The sequence below is a fragment of the Salinisphaera orenii subsp. halophila YIM 95161 genome (genome assembly GCF_003732545.1).
GTDB lineage: Bacteria > Pseudomonadota > Gammaproteobacteria > Nevskiales > Salinisphaeraceae > Salinisphaera > Salinisphaera orenii_A.
The window spans coordinates 63,812-82,900 of the sequence record NZ_AYKF01000066.1 but is presented as its reverse complement, the minus strand read 5'-3'; the positions used below and the strand labels follow the sequence as shown (position 1 = coordinate 82,900).

The 19,089-nt window shown below is 65.7% G+C and carries 15 protein-coding genes, 1 tRNA gene and 1 other RNA gene; 12 read left to right on the top strand and 5 right to left on the bottom strand.

Annotated elements, in window-relative coordinates; translation table 11 throughout:
• Window positions 1-16: 16 nt before the first annotated feature.
• The 3 genes from SAHL_RS05115 to SAHL_RS05105 all read right to left on the bottom strand — a co-directional run bounded on the left by SAHL_RS05115 (window position 17) and on the right by SAHL_RS05105 (window position 2,594).
• A complete protein-coding gene (locus SAHL_RS05115; RefSeq protein WP_123590322.1) occupies window positions 17-1,426 on the bottom strand; it encodes a PhoH family protein in 1,410 nt (469 codons plus the stop codon).
• A gap of 108 nt (window positions 1,427-1,534) precedes the next feature.
• Window positions 1,535-2,005, bottom strand: coding sequence for a peroxiredoxin (locus tag SAHL_RS05110; RefSeq protein WP_123590321.1), 471 nt, complete (start codon window positions 2,003-2,005; stop codon window positions 1,535-1,537).
• Window positions 2,006-2,054: 49 nt separating this feature from the next.
• Window positions 2,055-2,594: a glycine cleavage system transcriptional repressor gene (locus SAHL_RS05105; RefSeq protein WP_123590320.1), complete on the bottom strand. Its 540-nt coding sequence runs from the start codon at window positions 2,592-2,594 to the stop codon at window positions 2,055-2,057.
• A 119-nt stretch (window positions 2,595-2,713) separates the two neighbouring features.
• Here SAHL_RS05105 and dapA point away from each other — a divergent pair, with 119 nt between their 5' ends.
• From dapA to recR, 10 genes are all read left to right on the top strand, one after another.
• A complete protein-coding gene (dapA, locus tag SAHL_RS05100) occupies window positions 2,714-3,610 on the top strand; it encodes a 4-hydroxy-tetrahydrodipicolinate synthase (RefSeq protein WP_123590319.1) in 897 nt (298 codons plus the stop codon).
• 96 nt (window positions 3,611-3,706) lie between these two features.
• Window positions 3,707-4,087, top strand: coding sequence for a hypothetical protein (locus SAHL_RS05095; protein ID WP_123590318.1), 381 nt, complete (start codon window positions 3,707-3,709; stop codon window positions 4,085-4,087).
• Window positions 4,088-4,183: 96 nt separating this feature from the next.
• A complete protein-coding gene (locus tag SAHL_RS05090; protein ID WP_184947391.1) occupies window positions 4,184-4,813 on the top strand; it encodes a YjbF family lipoprotein in 630 nt (209 codons plus the stop codon).
• Window positions 4,814-4,884: 71 nt separating this feature from the next.
• Window positions 4,885-5,646, top strand: a complete 762-nt coding sequence (locus tag SAHL_RS05085) for a hypothetical protein (protein WP_123590316.1) — start codon at window positions 4,885-4,887, stop codon at window positions 5,644-5,646.
• A gap of 4 nt (window positions 5,647-5,650) precedes the next feature.
• A complete protein-coding gene (locus SAHL_RS05080) occupies window positions 5,651-7,798 on the top strand; it encodes a YjbH domain-containing protein (protein ID WP_221177840.1) in 2,148 nt (715 codons plus the stop codon).
• A 903-nt stretch (window positions 7,799-8,701) separates the two neighbouring features.
• Window positions 8,702-8,792 (top strand) — tRNA-Ser (locus SAHL_RS05075).
• 50 nt (window positions 8,793-8,842) lie between these two features.
• Window positions 8,843-8,939, top strand: an RNA gene (ffs, locus tag SAHL_RS05070) — signal recognition particle sRNA small type.
• 206 nt (window positions 8,940-9,145) lie between these two features.
• The gene (gene dnaX, locus SAHL_RS05065) at window positions 9,146-11,245 is read left to right on the top strand and encodes a DNA polymerase III subunit gamma/tau (protein ID WP_123590314.1); all 2,100 of its coding nucleotides are present in this window, start codon (window positions 9,146-9,148) and stop codon (window positions 11,243-11,245) included.
• Window positions 11,242-11,565, top strand: a complete 324-nt coding sequence (locus tag SAHL_RS05060) for a YbaB/EbfC family nucleoid-associated protein (protein ID WP_123590313.1) — start codon at window positions 11,242-11,244, stop codon at window positions 11,563-11,565. Before dnaX ends, SAHL_RS05060 begins: the two co-directional genes overlap by 4 nt.
• A gap of 67 nt (window positions 11,566-11,632) precedes the next feature.
• Window positions 11,633-12,229, top strand: coding sequence for a recombination mediator RecR (recR, locus tag SAHL_RS05055; protein ID WP_123590312.1), 597 nt, complete (start codon window positions 11,633-11,635; stop codon window positions 12,227-12,229).
• 229 nt (window positions 12,230-12,458) lie between these two features.
• Here recR and SAHL_RS05050 read toward each other — a convergent pair whose 3' ends face one another.
• Entirely contained in the window at window positions 12,459-12,791 is a 333-nt protein-coding gene (locus SAHL_RS05050; protein ID WP_123590311.1) for a 4a-hydroxytetrahydrobiopterin dehydratase, read from the bottom strand.
• Window positions 12,792-12,918: 127 nt separating this feature from the next.
• Between SAHL_RS05050 and orn the strand changes: the two genes are divergently transcribed.
• Window positions 12,919-13,464: an oligoribonuclease gene (gene orn / locus SAHL_RS05045; RefSeq protein WP_123590310.1), complete on the top strand. Its 546-nt coding sequence runs from the start codon at window positions 12,919-12,921 to the stop codon at window positions 13,462-13,464.
• Window positions 13,465-13,742: 278 nt separating this feature from the next.
• On the opposite strand, the gene SAHL_RS05040 is transcribed toward orn, so the two are convergent.
• Window positions 13,743-15,185 (bottom strand): cryptochrome/photolyase family protein, encoded by a 1,443-nt coding sequence (locus tag SAHL_RS05040; RefSeq protein ID WP_123590309.1) that lies wholly within the window; start codon window positions 15,183-15,185, stop codon window positions 13,743-13,745.
• Between the two features lie 1,568 nt (window positions 15,186-16,753).
• On the opposite strand from SAHL_RS05040, the gene SAHL_RS05035 reads away from it, so the two are divergent.
• Window positions 16,754-19,018 carry a polysaccharide biosynthesis tyrosine autokinase gene (locus SAHL_RS05035; RefSeq protein ID WP_123590308.1) on the top strand — a complete coding sequence of 755 codons (2,265 nt, stop codon included), beginning with the start codon at window positions 16,754-16,756 and terminating at the stop codon, window positions 19,016-19,018.
• The last annotated feature ends 71 nt before the right edge of the window (window positions 19,019-19,089 follow it).

Below are 19,089 nucleotides of genomic sequence, written 5' to 3'. Positions count from 1 at the left end.
TGAAGCCTGATTCGATTCAGAGTTTATCAGAGGCGTAGTCGGCCAGACGCGAGCGTTCGCCGCGTGCGAGCGTCACATGGCCGGCATGACGCCAGTTCCGGAACCGGTCCACCACGTTGGTCAGGCCCGAGGTGGTCTCGGTGAGATAGGGCGTGTCGATCTGGGCCAGGTTGCCCAGGCAGACGAACTTGGTGCCCGGCCCGGCGCGGGTGATCAGCGTCTTCATCTGCTTGGGGGTCAGATTCTGGGCCTCGTCCAGGATGATGAAGCGCTCGAGGAAGGTGCGACCGCGCATGAAGTTGACCGAACGGATCTTGATGCGCTTGGACAGCAGCTCGTTGGTGGCCGCGCGCTCCCAGTCGGAGCCGCCGCCGTTGCCGGTGAGCACCTCGAGGTTGTCCATGAGCGCGCCCATCCAGGGCGTCATCTTCTCTTCCTCGGTGCCGGGCAGAAAGCCGATGTCGTCGCCGACCGGCACGGTCACGCGGGTCATGATGATCTCGCGATAGCGTGATTCGTCCAGCGTCTGCGCCAGCGCCGCGGCGAGCGTGAGCAGCGTCTTGCCGGTGCCCGCGGCGCCGAGCAGGGTGACGAAATCGATCTCCGGGTCCATGAGCAGGTTGAGCGCGAAGTTCTGTTCGCGGTTGCGCGCGTTCACCCCCCAGACCGAGCCCTTGCCGGTGCGGTAGTCGTCGGCGAGTTCGAGGGTGGCGGCGTCGCCGTCGAGCTCGCGGGTGATGAGCTCGATGTCGTTCTCGCGGCCGAAATAGAGCAGCTCGTTGAGATGCCAGTCGGTGACTTCCGGGCCGCTGAGCTGGTAGAAGGTGCGCCCGGCCTCCTGCCAGGAATCCATGTTCTGGCCGTGCGTGCTCCAGAAATCGCCCGGCAGCTCGGCGTAGCCGGTGTAGAGCAGGTCGAGGTCCTCGAGCACCTTGTCGTTGATGTAATCCTCGGCCTCGATGCCGATCACCGACGCCTTGATCCGCAGGTTGATGTCCTTGGACACCAGCACGACCTCGGCGCCGGTGAACACGCCGCGTAGCGACAGCGCCGACAGCAGGATCGAGTTGTCGGCTTTGTTGCCCGGCAGCATGGTCGGCAGGCTGCCCTCGGCCGGGCGGGTCTCGAAGTACAGCCGGCCGCTGGCCCGCGGGGCGTCCTCGTCGGCGCTGGCCGCGAATTCGACGCCCTGGTCGAGTGCCAGGCCGGCGTCGATCTCGGCGTGCGTGTGGCGCGCCATCAGCGTGTCGAGAAAACGGCTGACCTGGCGCACGTTGCGCGCGACTTCGGACACGCCCTTCTTGCCGGCGTCGAGCTCTTCGAGCACGACCATCGGGATGAAGATGTCGTGCTCCTGGAAGCGAAACAGCGCCGTCGGGTCGTGCATGAGCACGTTGGTGTCGAGAACAAAGACTCGTTTGGACATGGAGCGATCCGGTCGGACGAGTGGAACCCGGGCTCGGCCGGGCCGTGTTATCGGAAGACGGCGTCGGCCGATGCCGCCTTTGTCGCGACAGAGCAGCGATTTGCGCCGCTAAGCGGCCAGGGCGCGCACCGCGTCGAGCACTTCCTGCGCGTGGTCGGCGACCTTGACCCCGCGCCAGACGTGGCGAATGACGCCGTCACCGTCGATCACGAAGGTGCTGCGCTCGATGCCGATGTGCCGGCGCCCGTACATGTTCTTCTCCTTGAGGACATCGTAGGCGCGGCAGAGCTTTTCGTCCGGGTCGCTGACGAGATCGAAGGGGAAGTCATACTTGCGGCGGAAATTCTCGTGCTTGCGCAGCGAGTCGCGGGAGACGCCCACGATATCGGCACCCGCGGCGCGAAAGTCGTCGTAGGCATCGCGAAACGCTTCGCCTTCCTGGGTGCAGCCGGGCGTGTTGTCGCGCGGATAGAAATACAGCACCAGGGTGCGGCCGGCGAAGTCCGACAGCGACAGTGTCTTGTCGCCCGTCGCGGGAGCGGAGAAATCGGGCGCTTGCGCCCCGGTTTCGGCGGTCATCGGCGGGTCTCCTCTGGATGTCGCGATGGTGGCTGTCGCGATTGGGCCGTCAGGTCTTGACCGGGTCGAGCAGGCCGTCGGCATGCAGGTCGTCGCACATATCCATGAAGGCATCGCGCAGCGTCTGCGGATGATGGTTCAGCGGCACCTGCAGCGCGATATGCAGCGTGCACATCGGCGCGCCGGTCAGCCCGGATTCGTACGCCTGGGCGCTGATCTCGACCACGCGGGTCTCCTGCTCGGCGAAGAAATCCAGCAGCTCGCCGAGCAGCCGTGTCTGCTGCGGCGCGACGACCTCGGCGGCATAGGGGCGGTACGCGGTCTCCGGTGCCGCAGGCCGGCTGTGCCGGGACTGGATCGCCAGACCGAGTTGTTCGGCCAGACCGGGCAGGGCGCTCTCCATCTTGCCCATGGCGCTCCAGTTGCCCGACAGCAGCAGCGCGGCCGAGAATTGATCCCCCAGCGGGGTGATGCGGCATTCCGAAATCTCGCAGCCGCGCTGCACGACGGCGTCGACGAGATCGCGCGCGAGCTTGTCGCGACTCGCGCCTACTGCCACGATCGAAAGATACTTCTTGATTTCCGGCATGGGCAGAGCTCGGCTCGAAGAACGTCGGCGACTGGAAAAGCCGGCTATGTTAGCACTACAAGGCACGCGCACACGCGGTTACAATCCGCGGCCCGTGCACGGGTACGACAGGAGACAACGTGGTACAAGGCAATCAGGAACTGGGCGGCAGCATGGTCGCCATCGTCACGCCCATGCACGCCGACGGCAGTGTCGACTGGGAGAGTTTCGAACGGCTCATCGACTGGCACATCAGCGAGGGCACCGACGGCATCGTCGCGGTCGGCACCACCGGCGAATCCTCGACGCTCGGCTTTCGCGAGCATGATGAGGTCATCGAGCGCGCGGTCGAGATCGTGGACAAGCGTGTTCCGGTGATCGCCGGCACGGGCGGCAACGCCACCGACGAAGCCATCCGTCTGACGCGCCACGCCAAGCGCGTGGGTGCCGATGCCTGTCTGCTCGTCTGTCCGTATTACAACAAGCCCACGCAGGAAGGCCTGTACCGGCACTTCCATGCCATCGCCATGGCCGTGGACATTCCGCAGGTGCTCTACAACGTGCCGAGCCGCACGGGCGTGGACATGCTGCCCGAGACGGTCGGGCGCCTGGCCGAGATCGACAACATCGTCGCGCTCAAGGAGGCCAAGGGCTCCATCGAACGGATCCATGCGCTGATCGAGGAGGTCGGCGACAACATCCGCATCTTTTCCGGCGACGACGGCACGGCCATGGAGACCATGCTCGTCGGCGGCAAGGGCGACATTTCGGTCACCGCGAACGTCGCGCCGCGCCTGATGCACGACATGTGCGAGGCCGCGGTCGCCGGCGACCGCGAGCGGGCGGAGGCACTCGACGCCGAGCTGCTGCCGCTGCACAACGCACTGTTTCTCGAACCCAATCCGATCGCGGTCAAGTGGGCGCTCGGTGAGATGGGCTATATCGGGCCCGGCATCCGCCTGCCGATGACGCCACTGGCCGAGCATTTCCACGAGCCGGTGCGGGAGGCGCTGAGAACGCTGGAATTGATTGATTAGACGGCATCACTCAGCATCATTGGTGCTTGCAAGTCGTGCGGGCGCGTTATAGGATCAGGTCTAATCTGACGCATGCGCCCATTCAGGGAGACAGCTATGAAAAAATTCCTCGCAGCCACCAGCATCGCGCTGTATGTGCTTACGCCGATGGCGTTCGCGCAGAACAGCAGCAACGATAACGACGATGCGGCGGGCGCTGCGCCGGCGGCTGGCGCTGACAGCGCCGCCGTGAACACGCATACCGCGCTCGCTGCGGCCGGTGCCGCGGCCGTTATCGGCGGCGCGCTCGCCGCCGCCGGCGGTGGCGGCGCCGACGTCAATCTGGGCGGCGGAACCGGCACCGGTACGGGTACCGGCACTGGAGACGACGGTAACGGCGATGGTGGCACGGGTACTGGCACCGGCACCGGTACTGGAACGGGTACCGGCACGGGCACGGGTACTGGTACCGGTACGGGCACTGCCACCGGCACCTAACGGCGCGCTGGTTACATGAAGAGTCCCGGCGTTTCACCCGGGTCGAAGAAAAGCCGCCTCGGGGCGGCTTTTCTTTGTCCTGTATCCCTCGCCTGTATGCTGCTGCTCCTCACGGGGTGCGAGTTCGCATACAACAATAACCCGTTGATCGACACGGTCGGCGCTTTGATACCGGGCACGGGCGACGTCTCCGCGGAGGCTGAGCGTATTCCCTACGCGTCGCTCCGGTTTTCGATTGCCGGGCGGGGCGGTCTGATCGTGCTCGCCGAACAGTCCGACGGGGTGACGTTCTGGCAATCGGGCCAGCGCGAGACCGTGGTTCTGCGTGATGGGTATTTCGTCTCGACCAACGGCATGCCGAACGCGCTGGAGATGACGGAGTTGACCCTGCCATCTTCGGCCGCGGATACCATGCCATGGGAAGCCGAGGCCGGCGTGACGCGCGATTACCGCGTGACGCGTGCGTGGACACTGGAGGACGGCTCAACGCAAAGCGCCGCGGCCGATGCGACGATGGTCTGCCATGCCGAGATCGAGTCACAGGAATTGACGCTGCGTACACTCGGTCTGCAACGATGCGACGAACGCCTGTCGTGGGCCGACGGCGCGACCACCTACTCGACCTACTGGCGCTCGCCCGCTAAGCGCAGGATATGGAAGGCACGGACGACCGCCTGGCCGGACGGGCCGGAGGTCGAGTGGGACGTGGCGCGCCGCTGGTGGTAGCCACGCCTTTGGATGACACGGATGAATCAAGAATGATCGCAATCGGTGGCGCCCGCCGGTCTGCCGGGCCGATGCGAGTGGCTCGGGGCTGTCTCGTTCTGGCGGCGTTGCTCGCGGCGTCCGCGGGCGCATCGTCCGCGCGGGCGGCCGAATCTCAGGGCGCGCCCGATTCGCTGATCGGCTGGTGGCTGGACTTTCCCGGGCTGTCGCGTGTGGCCTGGCCTTACGCATACATCCGCGCGCATCCGGGGGACATCGTGAGCACCGCGGATCGCGGCGAATTGCTCGATGAGCTCGAGGCGCTTCGCTGGCGGCTCGACGACGCCAACTACACGGCACTGCACGAGACCGTGGCCGCCTGGCACGAACGTGTCGCCCAGACCACCGAGGTCAGAGTGCCCGGTGATTTCTCGCCCGCTTGGCTCATGGCGCATCCCGCGAGTCGTCCCGAGGTCGGACACGTCGAGGCGCTCGGCGCCTGTGAAGTGCCGGATTGGATCGAGATATGGGACCGCGCCGGCATTCGGCGGATCCCGTGGCAGGGCGGGCTCGCCCTGTCGGATCTGAGACACGGCGAGCAGGCCGTCGATACCGGGGGCGCCGCCCGGGTCAGCGTCGTCGGCCTTTACGGCGAGGTGACCGAGTACGGTGTTCAGGCGTGGAACTTCTCGGATGCGGAGCTTCCGCCGGGCGCACGCATCGTGGCGGAACTGCCGCTCGACGGCCAGGTCGTCCCGTGGTTGCGGTCGGCCATCGCCAATTTCCTCGCCCATTCGAAGCCCGGCGACGACTGCCGCGAGATCGTCGCCGAGCCCGCGGCCGGGGCGAACTAGGAACATGACTCGTATGCATGCACGTGGCGTGATACTGCTCGCTGTCGGGGCTGGTGTCGCCCTCCAGTTCAACGCCCCTCGGATTCGGGCCGAGGACAACTACAGCCTCCCGCGCTTCCAGTCGGACTACGGCGGCGTGGGACTGTTGCAGACGCCCACGGCGCGAATGGTGGACGTCGGTGAGTTCTCCTTCACCTACGATCAGACCGATCCCTACCGGCATTACGCGTTCAGTCTGCAGCCGCTGGACTGGTTCGAGCTGGGGCTTCGGTACACCAAGATCGATGGCCAGCCGTTTATTGCGTCCGAAGGCGAGCTCGATTACCTGGACAAGGGTATCGACATGAAATTCGCACTGCTGGACGAGACCCGTGTTCTGCCGAAGGTATCGCTGGGCTTTCGCGACGTGGGTGGCACGGGGCTTTTCAGCAGCGAGTACGTGGTCGCCAACAAGCGCTGGTTCGATTTCGACTTCAGTCTCGGTATCGCCTGGGGCTATCTGGGCTCCAGCGAGAACATATCGAACCCGCTGAGTGCACTGGGCGAGCGTTTCGACGAGCGCCGGGAAGAAGGCGGCGGCGATCAGGGCGGCGAATTCGACTTCAAGGGCCTGTTCACCGGTCGTCCCGCCCTGTTCGGTGGCATTCAGTACCGCACGCCGTTCAAACCGCTGACGCTGCAGCTCGAGTACGACGGCAACGACTACGAGAGCGAGCCGCTGGGCAACGACCAGGAGCAGGATCTGCCGGTCAACATCGGCGCGCGGTATCGGGTCAACGACTATTTCACACTGTCCGCCGCCTGGCAGCGCGGCAATACCGCAATGGTCGGGGCCACGCTGAGCGTGAACCTGGCGGATATCACGCAGCCGAAATCCGATCAGCCGCCGGTACCGGTCCGCTCCTTCGAGGATGCCACCCGCGACCGTGAGATCAGCTGGAACGGTGTGGCCGGTACGCTCGCGCGCAACGCGGGTATCAGCGTGAATTCGATCAAGCGCGAGGATGACGCGCTGATCGTCGAGGGCACATCCGAGCGTTACAGCGATCTGCCGGAAGCCGAGCTCAGAGGCAATCGGATTCTCCATAACGTCGCGGGTGCGGATATAACGACGTTCCGTTACCGCTGGAAGAATCGTGGTTTCTATCTCCGGCAGGACAGTCTGCCGCGTGCGCCCTTGCCCGAGAACCCGAGGTTCCTCGAGCTCGACGATCCCTTTATCGAGGACGACTATCGCGACGATATCGCGGTGACGGGTCAGGACAAGCCGGCCGATGGCGCCGACGCCGAAGTGCTCCACTCCGCGTTGAACAATCGATTCTCGTGGAACCTGTCGCCGGCGCTCAACTACAACTACGGCGGACCGGACGGCTTCCTGTACGAGGTCTACGCGCGCCTGGACACCGAGTTCAAGACCGATGAGAACGGATGGCTGTCCGGCACGCTGGGTTACGGCCTGTTCGATAATCTCGACAACTTCGACTACGTCGGGCCCTCGGAGTTGCCGCGTGTTCGCACCAATACGGTGGATTACATCGAGCAGACCGAGCTCGGCATCTACAATCTGCAGTACACGCGCACGGCCCGGCTGGGCCGCAACTGGTTCGCCATGGGCTATGCGGGCTATCTCGAGCGCATGTTCGCGGGCGCCGGCGGTGAGGTGTTGTATCGACCCTTCAACAGCCCGCTGGCGCTGGGCTTCAATGCCAACTGGGTCAAGAAACGCGAATTCGATACCCAGTTCGGCCTGCGCGATTACTCGACCTGGACCGGCCACGCCACGGCCTACGTGGATACCGGCATCAAGGACGTGCTCGCGAAGTTCAGCGTCGGACGCTATCTGGCCAAGGATGTGGGCGCGACGCTGGATCTGTCACGCACGTTCGACTCGGGGGTGCGCATCGGTGCGTTCGCGACGCTTACCGACGCGGGCGACTCCTTCGGCGAGGGCAGTTTCGACAAGGGCATCTATCTATCGATGCCGCTGGATGTGTTCTACACGACCTCCACGCGTGACCGCACTGGTATATTGTGGCGGCCGCTCACGCGTGACGGTGGGCAGATGCTCGATCGGCGCTACCAGCTCTACGATCTGACCAGCGACCGCGAGCCGGAGCGCTACTGGGACAACTTCACGAACGGTCGGCGCTGATTCCAACGCAGGCGCTAGCGCGGTACGTGAGGCGCCGTCCGCCTCGCGTGAGCCAACTCCGACGATACGGGTGACGGATGCGAATACGACTATTGGGTATCGCGGTGGCCGCAGCCATCGTCTCGGGCTGCAGTACAACGCCCGACTGCCTGGATCACCAGGCGTATATGGATGCGCAGAGCTTCCCGCCGCTGAAAAGTCCGCCCGGACTCGAAGTGCCCGAGCCGGACTCGGCAATGACGATACCAGAGGTCGGCGATGGGCCGGTCGGCACCTATGCCGAGACGCCGCGGGGCGCGGATGCTGACGATCCCGCAGCACGTTGTCTCACTGCGCCCCCGGCGATGGCTCGACGCTGAGAGCGCCGGTCGCTCGCTGCTGTGCGTTTCGTGGACGCATGATCTGAACGCGGTTCAGTGGGTGCCGTCGCAATGCGGCGGTTGATGGATGGCGCGATTTGATCTCGGGCAGTCCACGGGTTGGGTGGCTACACGCGCGGCGCTAACGTCCCGCGTTGCGACGCCGCCTGCCATGACCGCCGTTGGCGGCTTGGCTAACGTGTTGAATCGACGCGCTTGATGCCGCCGGCATGGTCAACCGTCGTCCAAATCTTGGGGCGGGGCGTGGACTGCCGTCCGCCGATGCCGCTGTCTCTATAAGTATGCCGTGTGTGGGCTGGCCGCCCGATCGCGAGTGTCGGGCCTGGCGTTGGGCGCCGAGGCCATCGAGCGCGCGAGACGATTACTTGCCGCATCGGACACCGGGCCCCAGGTGAAGGCGCTTATGGGATGCCGCTTGTCATCCGGGCGCGGCGATTTCGGGGTTCGCCAGCTTCGGTCGCGGGGCGGATTGTTTCCCGCATCCCCGGAGGCCGATCACATGCGTTACAATGCCGCGCTCTACGGAGAGGTGTCCGAGCGGTCGAAGGAGCACGCCTGGAAAGCGTGTGTGCGGTAACCCCGTACCGAGGGTTCGAATCCCTCCCTCTCCGCCAGACATGGCGCGGCGGCCCTGGCCGCGCGCCGACCAATCAATGGTGGCCCGTGTCGGTGCCCCCGCGACGACATGCCGCAAATCCCGTCAGGCCCGGAAGGGAGCAGCGGTAGCGGCGGACTCGGGCGCCGGGGTGTCGCTGGTGCGGGCCGCCACCCTTGTTCTTGCGCGGCGCGGCCTCGTGGCACGCGCAGGCCGGGCCATCGCGCGAATCGGGATGGGGCGATCGGGCGGCTTGAAACTCCACCGGCGGGCCGCGATAGTGTGTGTTCGCGGATCAATCGACCGCCCGGCCATCAGGCAGATCATGGTGCATATCCTCGCGGCCGACACGGCACGCTCTGGCCCAGCCGCATGAGTTTCCAGGCGCTCGCCCGAACCTGGCGCCCGCGGCGCTTCGACGAGCTCGTGGGGCAGACGCACGTGGTGCGTGCGCTCACCCACGCGCTCGAACAGGACCAGCTCCACCACGCGCTGCTGTTTTCGGGCACGCGCGGCGTCGGCAAGACGACGCTGGCGCGCATCATCGCCAAGTGCCTGAACTGCGAGCACGGCGTCACCGCGCATCCGTGTCGGGGCGACGACGCCTGCGGCACCTGCCGTGAGATCGACGAAGGGCGCTTCGTCGACCTGATCGAGGTCGATGCCGCCTCGCGTACCGGTGTCGACGACACCCGCGACCTCATGGACAACGTCCAGTACGCGCCCACGCGCGGCCGCAGCAAGGTGTATCTCATCGACGAGGTGCACATGCTGTCCAAGCATTCCTTCAACGCGTTGCTGAAGACGCTCGAGGAGCCGCCGCCGCGCGTGCAGTTCCTGCTCGCCACGACGGAACCGGAAAAGATCCCGGTCACCATCCTGTCCCGCTGTCTGCAGTTCCCGCTCAAGCGGCTGCCGGTGGCCGAGATCAGCGCCCAGCTGCAGACCGTCGTCGACGCCGAATCGCTGAGCGTGGAAGAGGGCGCACTGACCGAAATCGCCCGCGCGGCCGACGGCAGCATGCGCGACGGCTTGTCGCTACTGGACCAGGCGATCGCCTTCGGCGGCGGCCGGCTCGAGTCCGAAGCCGTGCGCGAGATGCTGGGCACGCTCGGCCAGGCCCGCGTCGCCGAACTGGTCACGGCGATCGTGGACGCGGACGCCGCGACGGCACTCGAGGCACTCGCCGCGCTCTACGCCCAGGGCATCGACATGCGCTATCTGCTGGATGCGCTGGCCACCGCCTGGCAGCACATCGCCACGATTCAGATCGTCGGTGACGTGGTCGACGAGGAAGCCGAGCCCTGGCGCGAGACCGCGGCCCGGGCGGACGCGGCGACGGTTCAGGTGCTGTACGACATCACGCTGGCCGGTGTGCGCGATCTCGCGCACGCGCCGGATCCGCTGGTGGGCGTCAAGATGACGGTGCTGAGGATGCTGGCCTTCGTGCCGGCCGGCGCGGCCACCGGTCATTCGAACGCACCCGGCGGATCGGAGCGCCCGGCAAAGCCTCGCGCCGAGCCCGCCCGCAGCGGCCCCGCCGCGCTGCGCGAGCAGCTGGGGCGCTCGACCGCGACCGGATCACATCAAGCCGACACGCCCGCGACGCCGCAGGCCACGGCCGAAGAGCCGGTGGCGAACGGACAGGCGGGCGAACCGAACGGGCAGCCCGCTGCGCGGCCTTCATCCCCGCAGGAAACGTCGACGGTGCCCGCCGCCGATTCCTCGCCGCCCGAGCCGCCGGAGCCGGCGCCGGAGACGCCGCCCCCGGCCGTTTCGAGTAAACCGCCGGCGGAGGACGCCGAGCCGGGTACAGCGGTACCGCGAACCGAGTCGAAACCGGATGCGGCTACTGCACCGTCGCCGACGCCGACGCCGACGCCGACGCCGACAGAGGCTACGCCGGTTGCCGAACCGAAGCCGGAACGCGAAACGGAATCTGAAGCGGCGCCAGCGGCCGAGCCCGCTCCAGCCACTGAAGCGACACCGGCCGAGCCCGCCGGCAGCAACGTCGAGCAATCGTCGACCGGTGACGACGCCGCGGGCCGCGATCACCCCGAGGACTGGCACGCGCTGGTCCCGCGGCTGGAGGTGTCGGGATTCGGTGCGCAGCTTGCAAACAACGGGGTCTGTCGCCATCTCGATGAGAAACAGGTGGTGCTCGAGTTGGCGCGCAGCAACGAGTTCCTCGCGACAGCCGGCGCCAAGCGAAAGCTGGAGGCCGCGCTCGCCGCGTACTGGGCGCCGCAGCCGGCACCGAAGCTGTCGGTCGAGTTCGTGGACGAGGCCCGGGACACGCCCGCCCAGCGTCAGGAGCAGGACGCCGAGGCGCGGCAGCGGGACGCGATCGCCTCGATCGAGAACGATCCGTTCGTGCATCGGCTGCGCGATCGGCTGGGCGCGCAGCTCCGCGCCGATACCATCAAGCCCAACCGCCGCAGCGCGGCGGCGCAACAGCGAGAAGAGCGATGAAAGGTTCCATAGGCAAGATCATGCAGCAGGCCCAGGCGATGCAGGGCAAGATGCAGGAGGCGCAGGAAGAGCTCGCCAAGATGGAGATCACGGGCGAGTCCGGCGCCGGCCTGGTCAAGGTCGTCATGACCGGCAAGCACGAGGTCAAGAACGTGATCATCGATCCGAGCGTCTTCGAGGAGGATCGCGAATTCGCGGAGGATCTGATGGCGGCGGCGATCAACGACGCCGTCCAGCGCGTGGATGCCGCCAGCAAGGAGAAGATGTCGGAGCTCACGGGCGGCATGGACCTGCCGCCGGGCATGAACCTGCCGTTCTGAGCGCGATGGCACGCACCCTTCGGTATCTGGACACAGGCGCCGCGCGGCGGATGGCGTCGGGCTGACCGTGGCGTTTTCACCGGCCCTGACCCAGCTCATCGACGCCCTGCGGGTCCTGCCCGGCGTGGGCGCCAAGAGCGCCCAGCGCATGGCGTTTCATCTGCTGCAGCGGGAGCGCCAGGGCGGGCGGCATCTGGCGACCACGCTGGAACACGCCATCGCCACCGTGCGCCATTGCAGCGAATGCCGCATGTTCACCGAGGGCGAACGCTGCGAGATCTGCGCCAACGAACGCCGCGATCCCGCGCTCGTCTGTGTCGTGGAGAGCCCGGCCGATGTGATGGCCATCGAGCAGAACACCGACTATCGCGGTCGTTATTTCGTGCTCATGGGCAAACTGTCGCCGCTGGACGGCGTGGGCCCGGAGGAGCTCGGCCTCGGCATTCTGCGCGAGCGCCTGGCGGCGGGCGCGGTCGAGGAACTGATTCTCGCCATGGGCGCGACGGTCGAAGGCGAGGCCACCGCCCAATACGTCGGCGACCTGGCGCGCCAGAACGGCGCCCGCATATCGCGGATCGCCCACGGCGTGCCGGTGGGCGGCGAGCTGGAATATGTCGACGCCGGCACCCTCAGTCAGGCGTTTTCCGGTCGGCGGCCGGTCTGAACGAGATCGGGTACAGCGCATCGCGTCTTCGGTGGCTCCGAGGGACGACCGACACCGATCGCGACCCGGTACGAGCCGCGTGCCGCAATATCTCTAGGCTCTGCCGATCGGCGCCCCGGTCCGCGTAGCCGCGGGAGATCGCTCACCAACCGATGCGACAGTCGATCGGCGCGGGGCAGCAGCCGTTTGCCGCGGGGCGTCGAGGCCCCGCGGTGCAGCCGCAGCCGGGTCAGTCGACCAGCCGGTCGATCTTGGCCGCACTGATGAAGTCGTTGTCGGACAGGCCGTTGATGGCGTGCGTGGTGAGTTCGATCGTGCACTGGTTGTAGCCGAAGGTAATGTCCGGATGGTGGTCCTCGCAGTGCGCGATATAGGCCACGGCGTTCACGAAGGCCTGCGTGTGATAGTAGTTCTTGAACTTGAACTGCCCCACGATCTTCGCGTCGCCATCGCTCGTCCAGCGGTCGGAGAGCTGGCCAAGCCGGCCCGATACATCGGATGCGTTCATGGGCTGGGTTCCGCCTTCGCAGGGCGCGCAATGGCGCTCGGCTAGTTCGGTCATGGCGGTGTCCTGTAGGTAAATGACCACTCGACGATAACACCCGTACGCGACGGTATTAACAGTCGTCGCGCTTTTGCGCGATCGGCCGCGGCGTCGCACAATGCGGCCTCATCCACGAAGCAATGCCATGAGTTACGCCGACGACAATCTCATCTGGATCGATCTCGAGATGACGGGCCTGAGCCCCACGGAGGACCGGATCATCGAGATCGCCACGATGGTGACCGACAAGAATCTGCAGGTGCTCGCCGAAGGCCCGGTCATGGCCGTTCATCAGCCGGAGCATCGTCTGGCCGGCATGGACGCCTGGAACACCCGTCAGCACACCGGCTCCGGGCTGGTCGAGCGAGTGCGCGATAGCGACATCGACGAGGCCGCGGCCGAGGCGCGGACGCTGGCCTTTCTGGCCGAGCACGTGCCCGCGCAGACCTCGCCGATGTGCGGCAACAGCATCTGCCAGGACCGCCGTTTTCTCGCGCTCTACATGCCGAAGCTGGAAGCCTACTTCCATTACCGGCATATCGATGTCAGCACGCTCAAGGAGCTCGCGCGGCGCTGGGCGCCGGAGGTGGCCTCGGGCTACACCAAGCAGTCCAGTCATCTGGCGATGGACGACATCCGCGACTCGATCGAGGAGCTGTCCTACTATCGGAATACACTGCTCCAGGTCTGATCCGGGCGGCGTGCTGGGGCGTCGGTTAATTGACGGTCCCGCTGGGGCGTGCTAAAAACGATACTGCAGCACAAAGAACAACAAGGGCGCTGTGGCTCTCGACCGATCAACAGGCGAGGCCTTTCGGAGGAACCGGCGCAGGCCGGTTAAAAGATGAGCTTCCCGCGATGTCCACCTTAGGTGGCGACCAAAAACAACAAGCACGGGAACGCAGTTGAAGGCTCCTCACGGAGCCTTTTTTTTGAGCGGCGTTCCGGGTTCGTGGCCGGAATGATCGGCTACTTCTTGACCTGATCGAACGCCGCCAGAGCTTCGCGCCGCGAGGCCTTCAGGTCCACGATGGGCTCCGGATACGTGTCGCCGAGTACCACGCCGGCATCTGCCAGCGCCTTGCCCGGCGCGGCCCACGGCGCGTGGATATGCTTCGCGTCGAGGTTCGCCAGCTCCGGCACCCAGCGGCGCACATAATGGCCGTCGGGGTCGAAGCGCTCGCCCTGACGGGCGGGGTTGAAAATGCGGAAGAAGGGCGCCGCATCCGCGCCGCAGCCGGCGGCCCACTGCCAGCCGAGCGTATTGTTCGCCAGATCGGCGTCCACCAGCGTGTCCCAGAACCAGCGCTCACCATGCTGCCAGGCCACGCGCAGGTTCTTGGTCAGAAAGGACGCCACGGTCATCCGCAGGCGATTGTGCATATAGCCGGTCGCCCAGAGTTCGCGCATGCCGGCGTCCACCATCGGTATGCCGGTGGTGCCGCGTTGCCAGCGCGCCAGGCCCTCGTCGTCGCCCGACCAGGGGAACGACTCGAACCGCGTATCCAGCGGTCGCTCGGGCGTCTCCGGGAAGTGATAGAGCACGTGGTGGGCGAACTCGCGCCAGCCGATCTCGCTCAGAAACGTATTCGCGTCCGCGCGATCCCCGTCCCGGCCGTGTTCGGCCAGCCATTCCTCGACGCGATGCACGACCTGGCGCGGCCCGATCTCGCCCCAGTGCAGATGCGGCGACAGATACGAGGTGCCGAGGACCGCCGGCCGATCGCGGTCGGTGGCGTAACGCCCGAGGACATCGTCCACGAAGTGATCGAGCCGGTCGTGCGCGCCGGCCTCGCCGGGCGTCCAGGCCTCGCGAATGCCGTCGTCCCAGCGGATTTCGGGCAACAGGCCGAGCGCGTCGAGCGATTCCGAGCCGATGCGGTCCCAGACCGCCGGCAGTTCGGACGGCGCGGCCAGCGGCGTGGCGACCGGCCGGTCCCGCACGGCTTTCCAGAAGGGGGTGAACACCTTGTAGGGGGCATTCTGCCGCGTCGAGACCGTCCAGGGTTCGTAGAGCAGATGCGCGGGAAAACTGGCGGTCTCGATGCCCTGGTCGTCCAGATGGGCCTTGACGCGCTTGTCCCGTTCGATCGTGTGCGGATCGTAGAGCCGATTCCAGTAGACCGCCGTGGCGCCGCTTTCCTCGATGAGCCGATCGAGCGCGTCGGCGCTCGGCCCCCCGCGGATGATCAGACGCGAGCACAGGGCCTCCAGATCGGCCGCGAGTGCGGCGAGCGAAAAGTGCTGCCATACGCGTTGCGCGCCGCCCGGGGCCTCGTCGCCGAGCTCGTCGGGCGCTTCGATGAATACGGGGAGGACGGTATCGAAATCGCCGTCGAGGGCGGCGCACAGAGCCGGATTGTCGGCCAGCCGCAGATCACGCCGAAACCATACGATTGCGCGTTTTTTCATCGAAGTTCGCCTATCAATGCGTGTGCGAAGTGGGCCGTGTACGCGCGCGCCGGGCATGCGGATGACAGGCCGGCCGTCCGGTCGTTATAACCGACCGGACGCGTTCATGGTGCGCCGACTGGGTCGGCTGGCAGGGCAGGCCACTTCGGCGTTCAGCTGGACCGCGAGAATCGGCGCGTCGAACAATCCGCGCTTGAGCGGTATGGATCTGTACCGATACCACGCCGCGTGTCCCTGCGGCGGTCAGCCGATCGGGCGCTCATCGCATCGTGTCGTCGCCGGGCCTCGTTGGGCGAGAGTACGGTACGGCAGCAGTCAGACCGACAACGGGCGTCGTGGCCTCGGGACAAGCCCGTAGCGACATCGAATCCGCGGCCACAGGATGACGAAATGCGGCGAGGCCACCGGCAAGTGCCTGTGAACGCCCGGGGTAAGGTAACGGTAGCGCCGGGCTCGATCATGCATGCGGGAACGATAGGGCTCAGGCGGACGCCATGTATCCGCAGAGGCGCCAGCCGCCTACGCGCGGTCGCCGAAGTACACAAAAGCCTGTCGGCGTGACGATGACGAGGGGCGGTCTGTCAAAGGGGGTGCTCTTCGTCGATGCCCGGAGCTGCGGCGCCGCTGTTCAATACATATGCCTGGTTCTCACCCCGCGGCGGGCGGCAGGGCACTCGGTCGCACGATTCATGTAGCGATGAGACAAGAGCCGGCGACATGGAAAACGCGTCGCAGGCCCGAGTTGCGTGATGGAGCGGTCCGTCGATCCACCGGAGCATCGGCGAAGCCGTTCGAGCCGCGCATCGGCCGGTAACGGAGGCCGTCGAGGACAGGGGCGTTACCAATGGGTGCTGGTCGAAGCGCTGGTAGGATCGCGGAAGCGCTTAACGCCATACAAAAATTTTGGGACAGATGGACCAAGTGTGGGGCATACTGTGCGCCAGCTTCTTGGAGGTGCAGCAAGCACTCGCCTTCAAGATCGTTACGCGGGACGAGGCCGCGTGGCGACATCGCTTCCGGGGGAGGCACTGTGACGAGTAAAGCAGCGAAGCCGGTGGCCGCCGCGCCACGCGCAGCGCCAATAACGTACGCCGCGATTTTGACCGGTGGGCTTGTCTTCAGGGCAGGCGTGTCGCCGGGTTCTCCGTCCCCTTGCGCGGACGCGCGAGCCGGGGTTCTGTTCGCGGGCGGCAGCGGGCTGGCCGGCAACGACGGTGGCGCGCCGAGCACGCAAATCGGCCGCGAGCCGATCCTCACGCCCATTGCCGGCTCGTTTTCAGGCCATCCGGCAGGTAGGCGCGAGCAATATACCCTCAAGTTGGAACAGGATGTGCCGATAACCGTCAGGCTTGCGTCTGCAAAGCCGATGCCGGTTCGGTGAATAGCCCGTTGCCGGCCAGGCTGTTCCAGTTCCAGCCGCGGGATGTCGTGGTTGAGCCGTTATCTGTCTTCGGAGCGCTAACCGCGCATTGGCACAGCCCACGCTCTGGCCGAATATCCTGTTCCCGGTTGCCCCGCGCTGGGGGTGGTCGAGCAACGCCAACAATCAGTCATAACCGATACATCCAATGACCGAATCGCATCAGGGGGGCACAGACCCCAGTCAATCGAACGCCGTGGGGCGGGATGACGAGATCGAGTTCGCGCAGCTATGGAACCTGCTGTGGGGCGGGCGTTGGAAGATCGTCGCGTTTGTCGTTGTCGCATTGCTGTGCGCCGTGTTCTATCTGTTTGTGGTGCAACCGACGTATCAGACCGACGCACTGCTCAAGATAGAAGACGAGGGCTCGCAACCCCTGCAGGGTGTCACCAACGACCTCAAGCAGCTTGCGGGTAAGGGTACGACGCTGGCCGAATCGGAAATCCCGATCATCAAGTCGCGCACGGTGCTGGGCGATACGGTCGAGGGTCTCGGGCTGGAAACGGTGAGCGCACCGGCTTATTTCCCTGTAATCGGCCAGGCCGTGGCCGAGCGCCGCGAGCTCGGCCCGCTCGCCTCGAGCGCCGTTCCGCCGGACGCCGAATCATGGTTCGGGCGCTACGCCTGGCAGCCCGTACACGCGACCGTGGAGCGGATGAACGTACCGGATGACCTCCTGGGACAGGCATTCACCTTGCGTGCGCTGGGCGGTGGCCAGTATCTGTTGTTCGGCCCGGAAGGCGACAGGATCCTGGAAGGGACCGTCGGCGAAGTGGCCGAAGGCGAGACATCGAGGGGCGCGGCCGTCGGCGTATTTGTCAGCGACATCGCAGTCAGTGACCCGCCGACCGATTTCAGGCTCACCCGTCGGGGCGCGCTCGCCGTGGTCGAGGAACTGCAGAACAAGCTCCGTGTGGCCGAGGAGGGCGATGAAAGCGGCATCGTACGGGTCACGCTCGAAGGCAAGGACAAGGCCCGAATCACCGATATCGTCAACGCGGTCGCGAACAATTATCTGCGCCAGAACGTCGAAGCACGCTCCGCGGAGGCGGAAAAAAGCCTGGAGTTTCTCAACGAGCAGATGCCCGAACTCAAGGCCGATCTCGAGGCCGCCGAAGCCAGGCTCACCCAGTATCAGCAGAATAACGACACCATCGACCTGGGCAAGGAAGGCCAGGCATTGCTGAACCAGATGGTTGCGATCGAGGATAAACGCTCGCAACTCGAACTCAGGGTTGCCGAGTTGCGCCAGACCTATACCGGCCAGCACCCGGCGCTGGAAGCGGCGCGCGAGCAGATGCAACAACTCGCGCAGGAAAAGCGGCAGCTGGAAGAGCGCATCGGCGGCCTGCCGGGCGCCCAGAAAGAAATGTTCGGCCTGCGACGGGACGTCGAGGTCAATACCCAGCTCTACACCGCCTTGCTCAACCGCGCGCAGCAACTCAGAGTGATCAAGGCGGGGACGGTCGGCAATGTCCGCATCGTCGACCACGCCGTACAGCCGATGGGCTCCATCGGCCCGAAAACCGTGCTGGTGCTGACGCTGGCGATCGTACTGGGCGGCCTGCTCGGCGTAGCCTTCGTTTTCGTGCAGGCCGCGGTCCGCCGCGGCGTGGACGACCCGAAGGCAATCGAGAACCGCCTTGGCCTGTCGGTATATGCCGTTGTGCCGTTCAGCAACTGGCTGGAACAGCAGTCGGCACGGGCCCGTAGAAGGCGCCAGCCCTTGCCTTTGCTTGCTCGCGATAATCCCGAGGAAGTCGCCGTCGAGGCCTTGCGCAGTATGCGCACCAGCCTGTATTTCGCCCAGACGGAGGCCGATAGCAACGTTATCCTCATGACCGGGCCGACGCCGGGTGTCGGCAAGTCGTTCGTTAGCATGAACCTGGCCTATCTGCTAGCAGAGGTCGGCCAGAGCGTCGTGGTTGTCGACGCCGACCTGCGCAAGGGGCGGATACACGAATTCGTCAAGGACCGGCAACGCGCCCCGGGTCTGTCGCAGGTTCTGACGGGACACGTTGAATTGGACGATGCGCTACGCACGTCCGAGGATCTCGAGTTCAGCGTATTAACCACGGGGCAGTTGCCACCGAACCCTTCCGAGATGCTCATGCGCAAGACATTCCCGCAGTTGCTCGAGCGTCTGAAGAAGCGGTTCGACATCGTGCTGGTGGACGCACCGCCGGTGCTCGCGGTTACGGATGCGGCCATCATCAGAGCGTCATTGCCCGGCGTTGTCACGTTCATGGTGGCCGCCGCGGGCCGGCATCCGATGGGCGAACTGGAAGAAACCGCAAAACGGCTGGCCAGCGCCGATCACAAGGTGGCGGGTGTTGTATTCAATGCCTATCAGAAGAAACATGAGAATTATGCGGGTGGTTACAGCTACTACCGGTACGAGTACAAAAAATAGCTGCCAGTCCGTTCCAAGTTAGTGAATTAACGAGCTCTAGGATTTCCGTGAGCCGGTCTTGTTTTTTACAG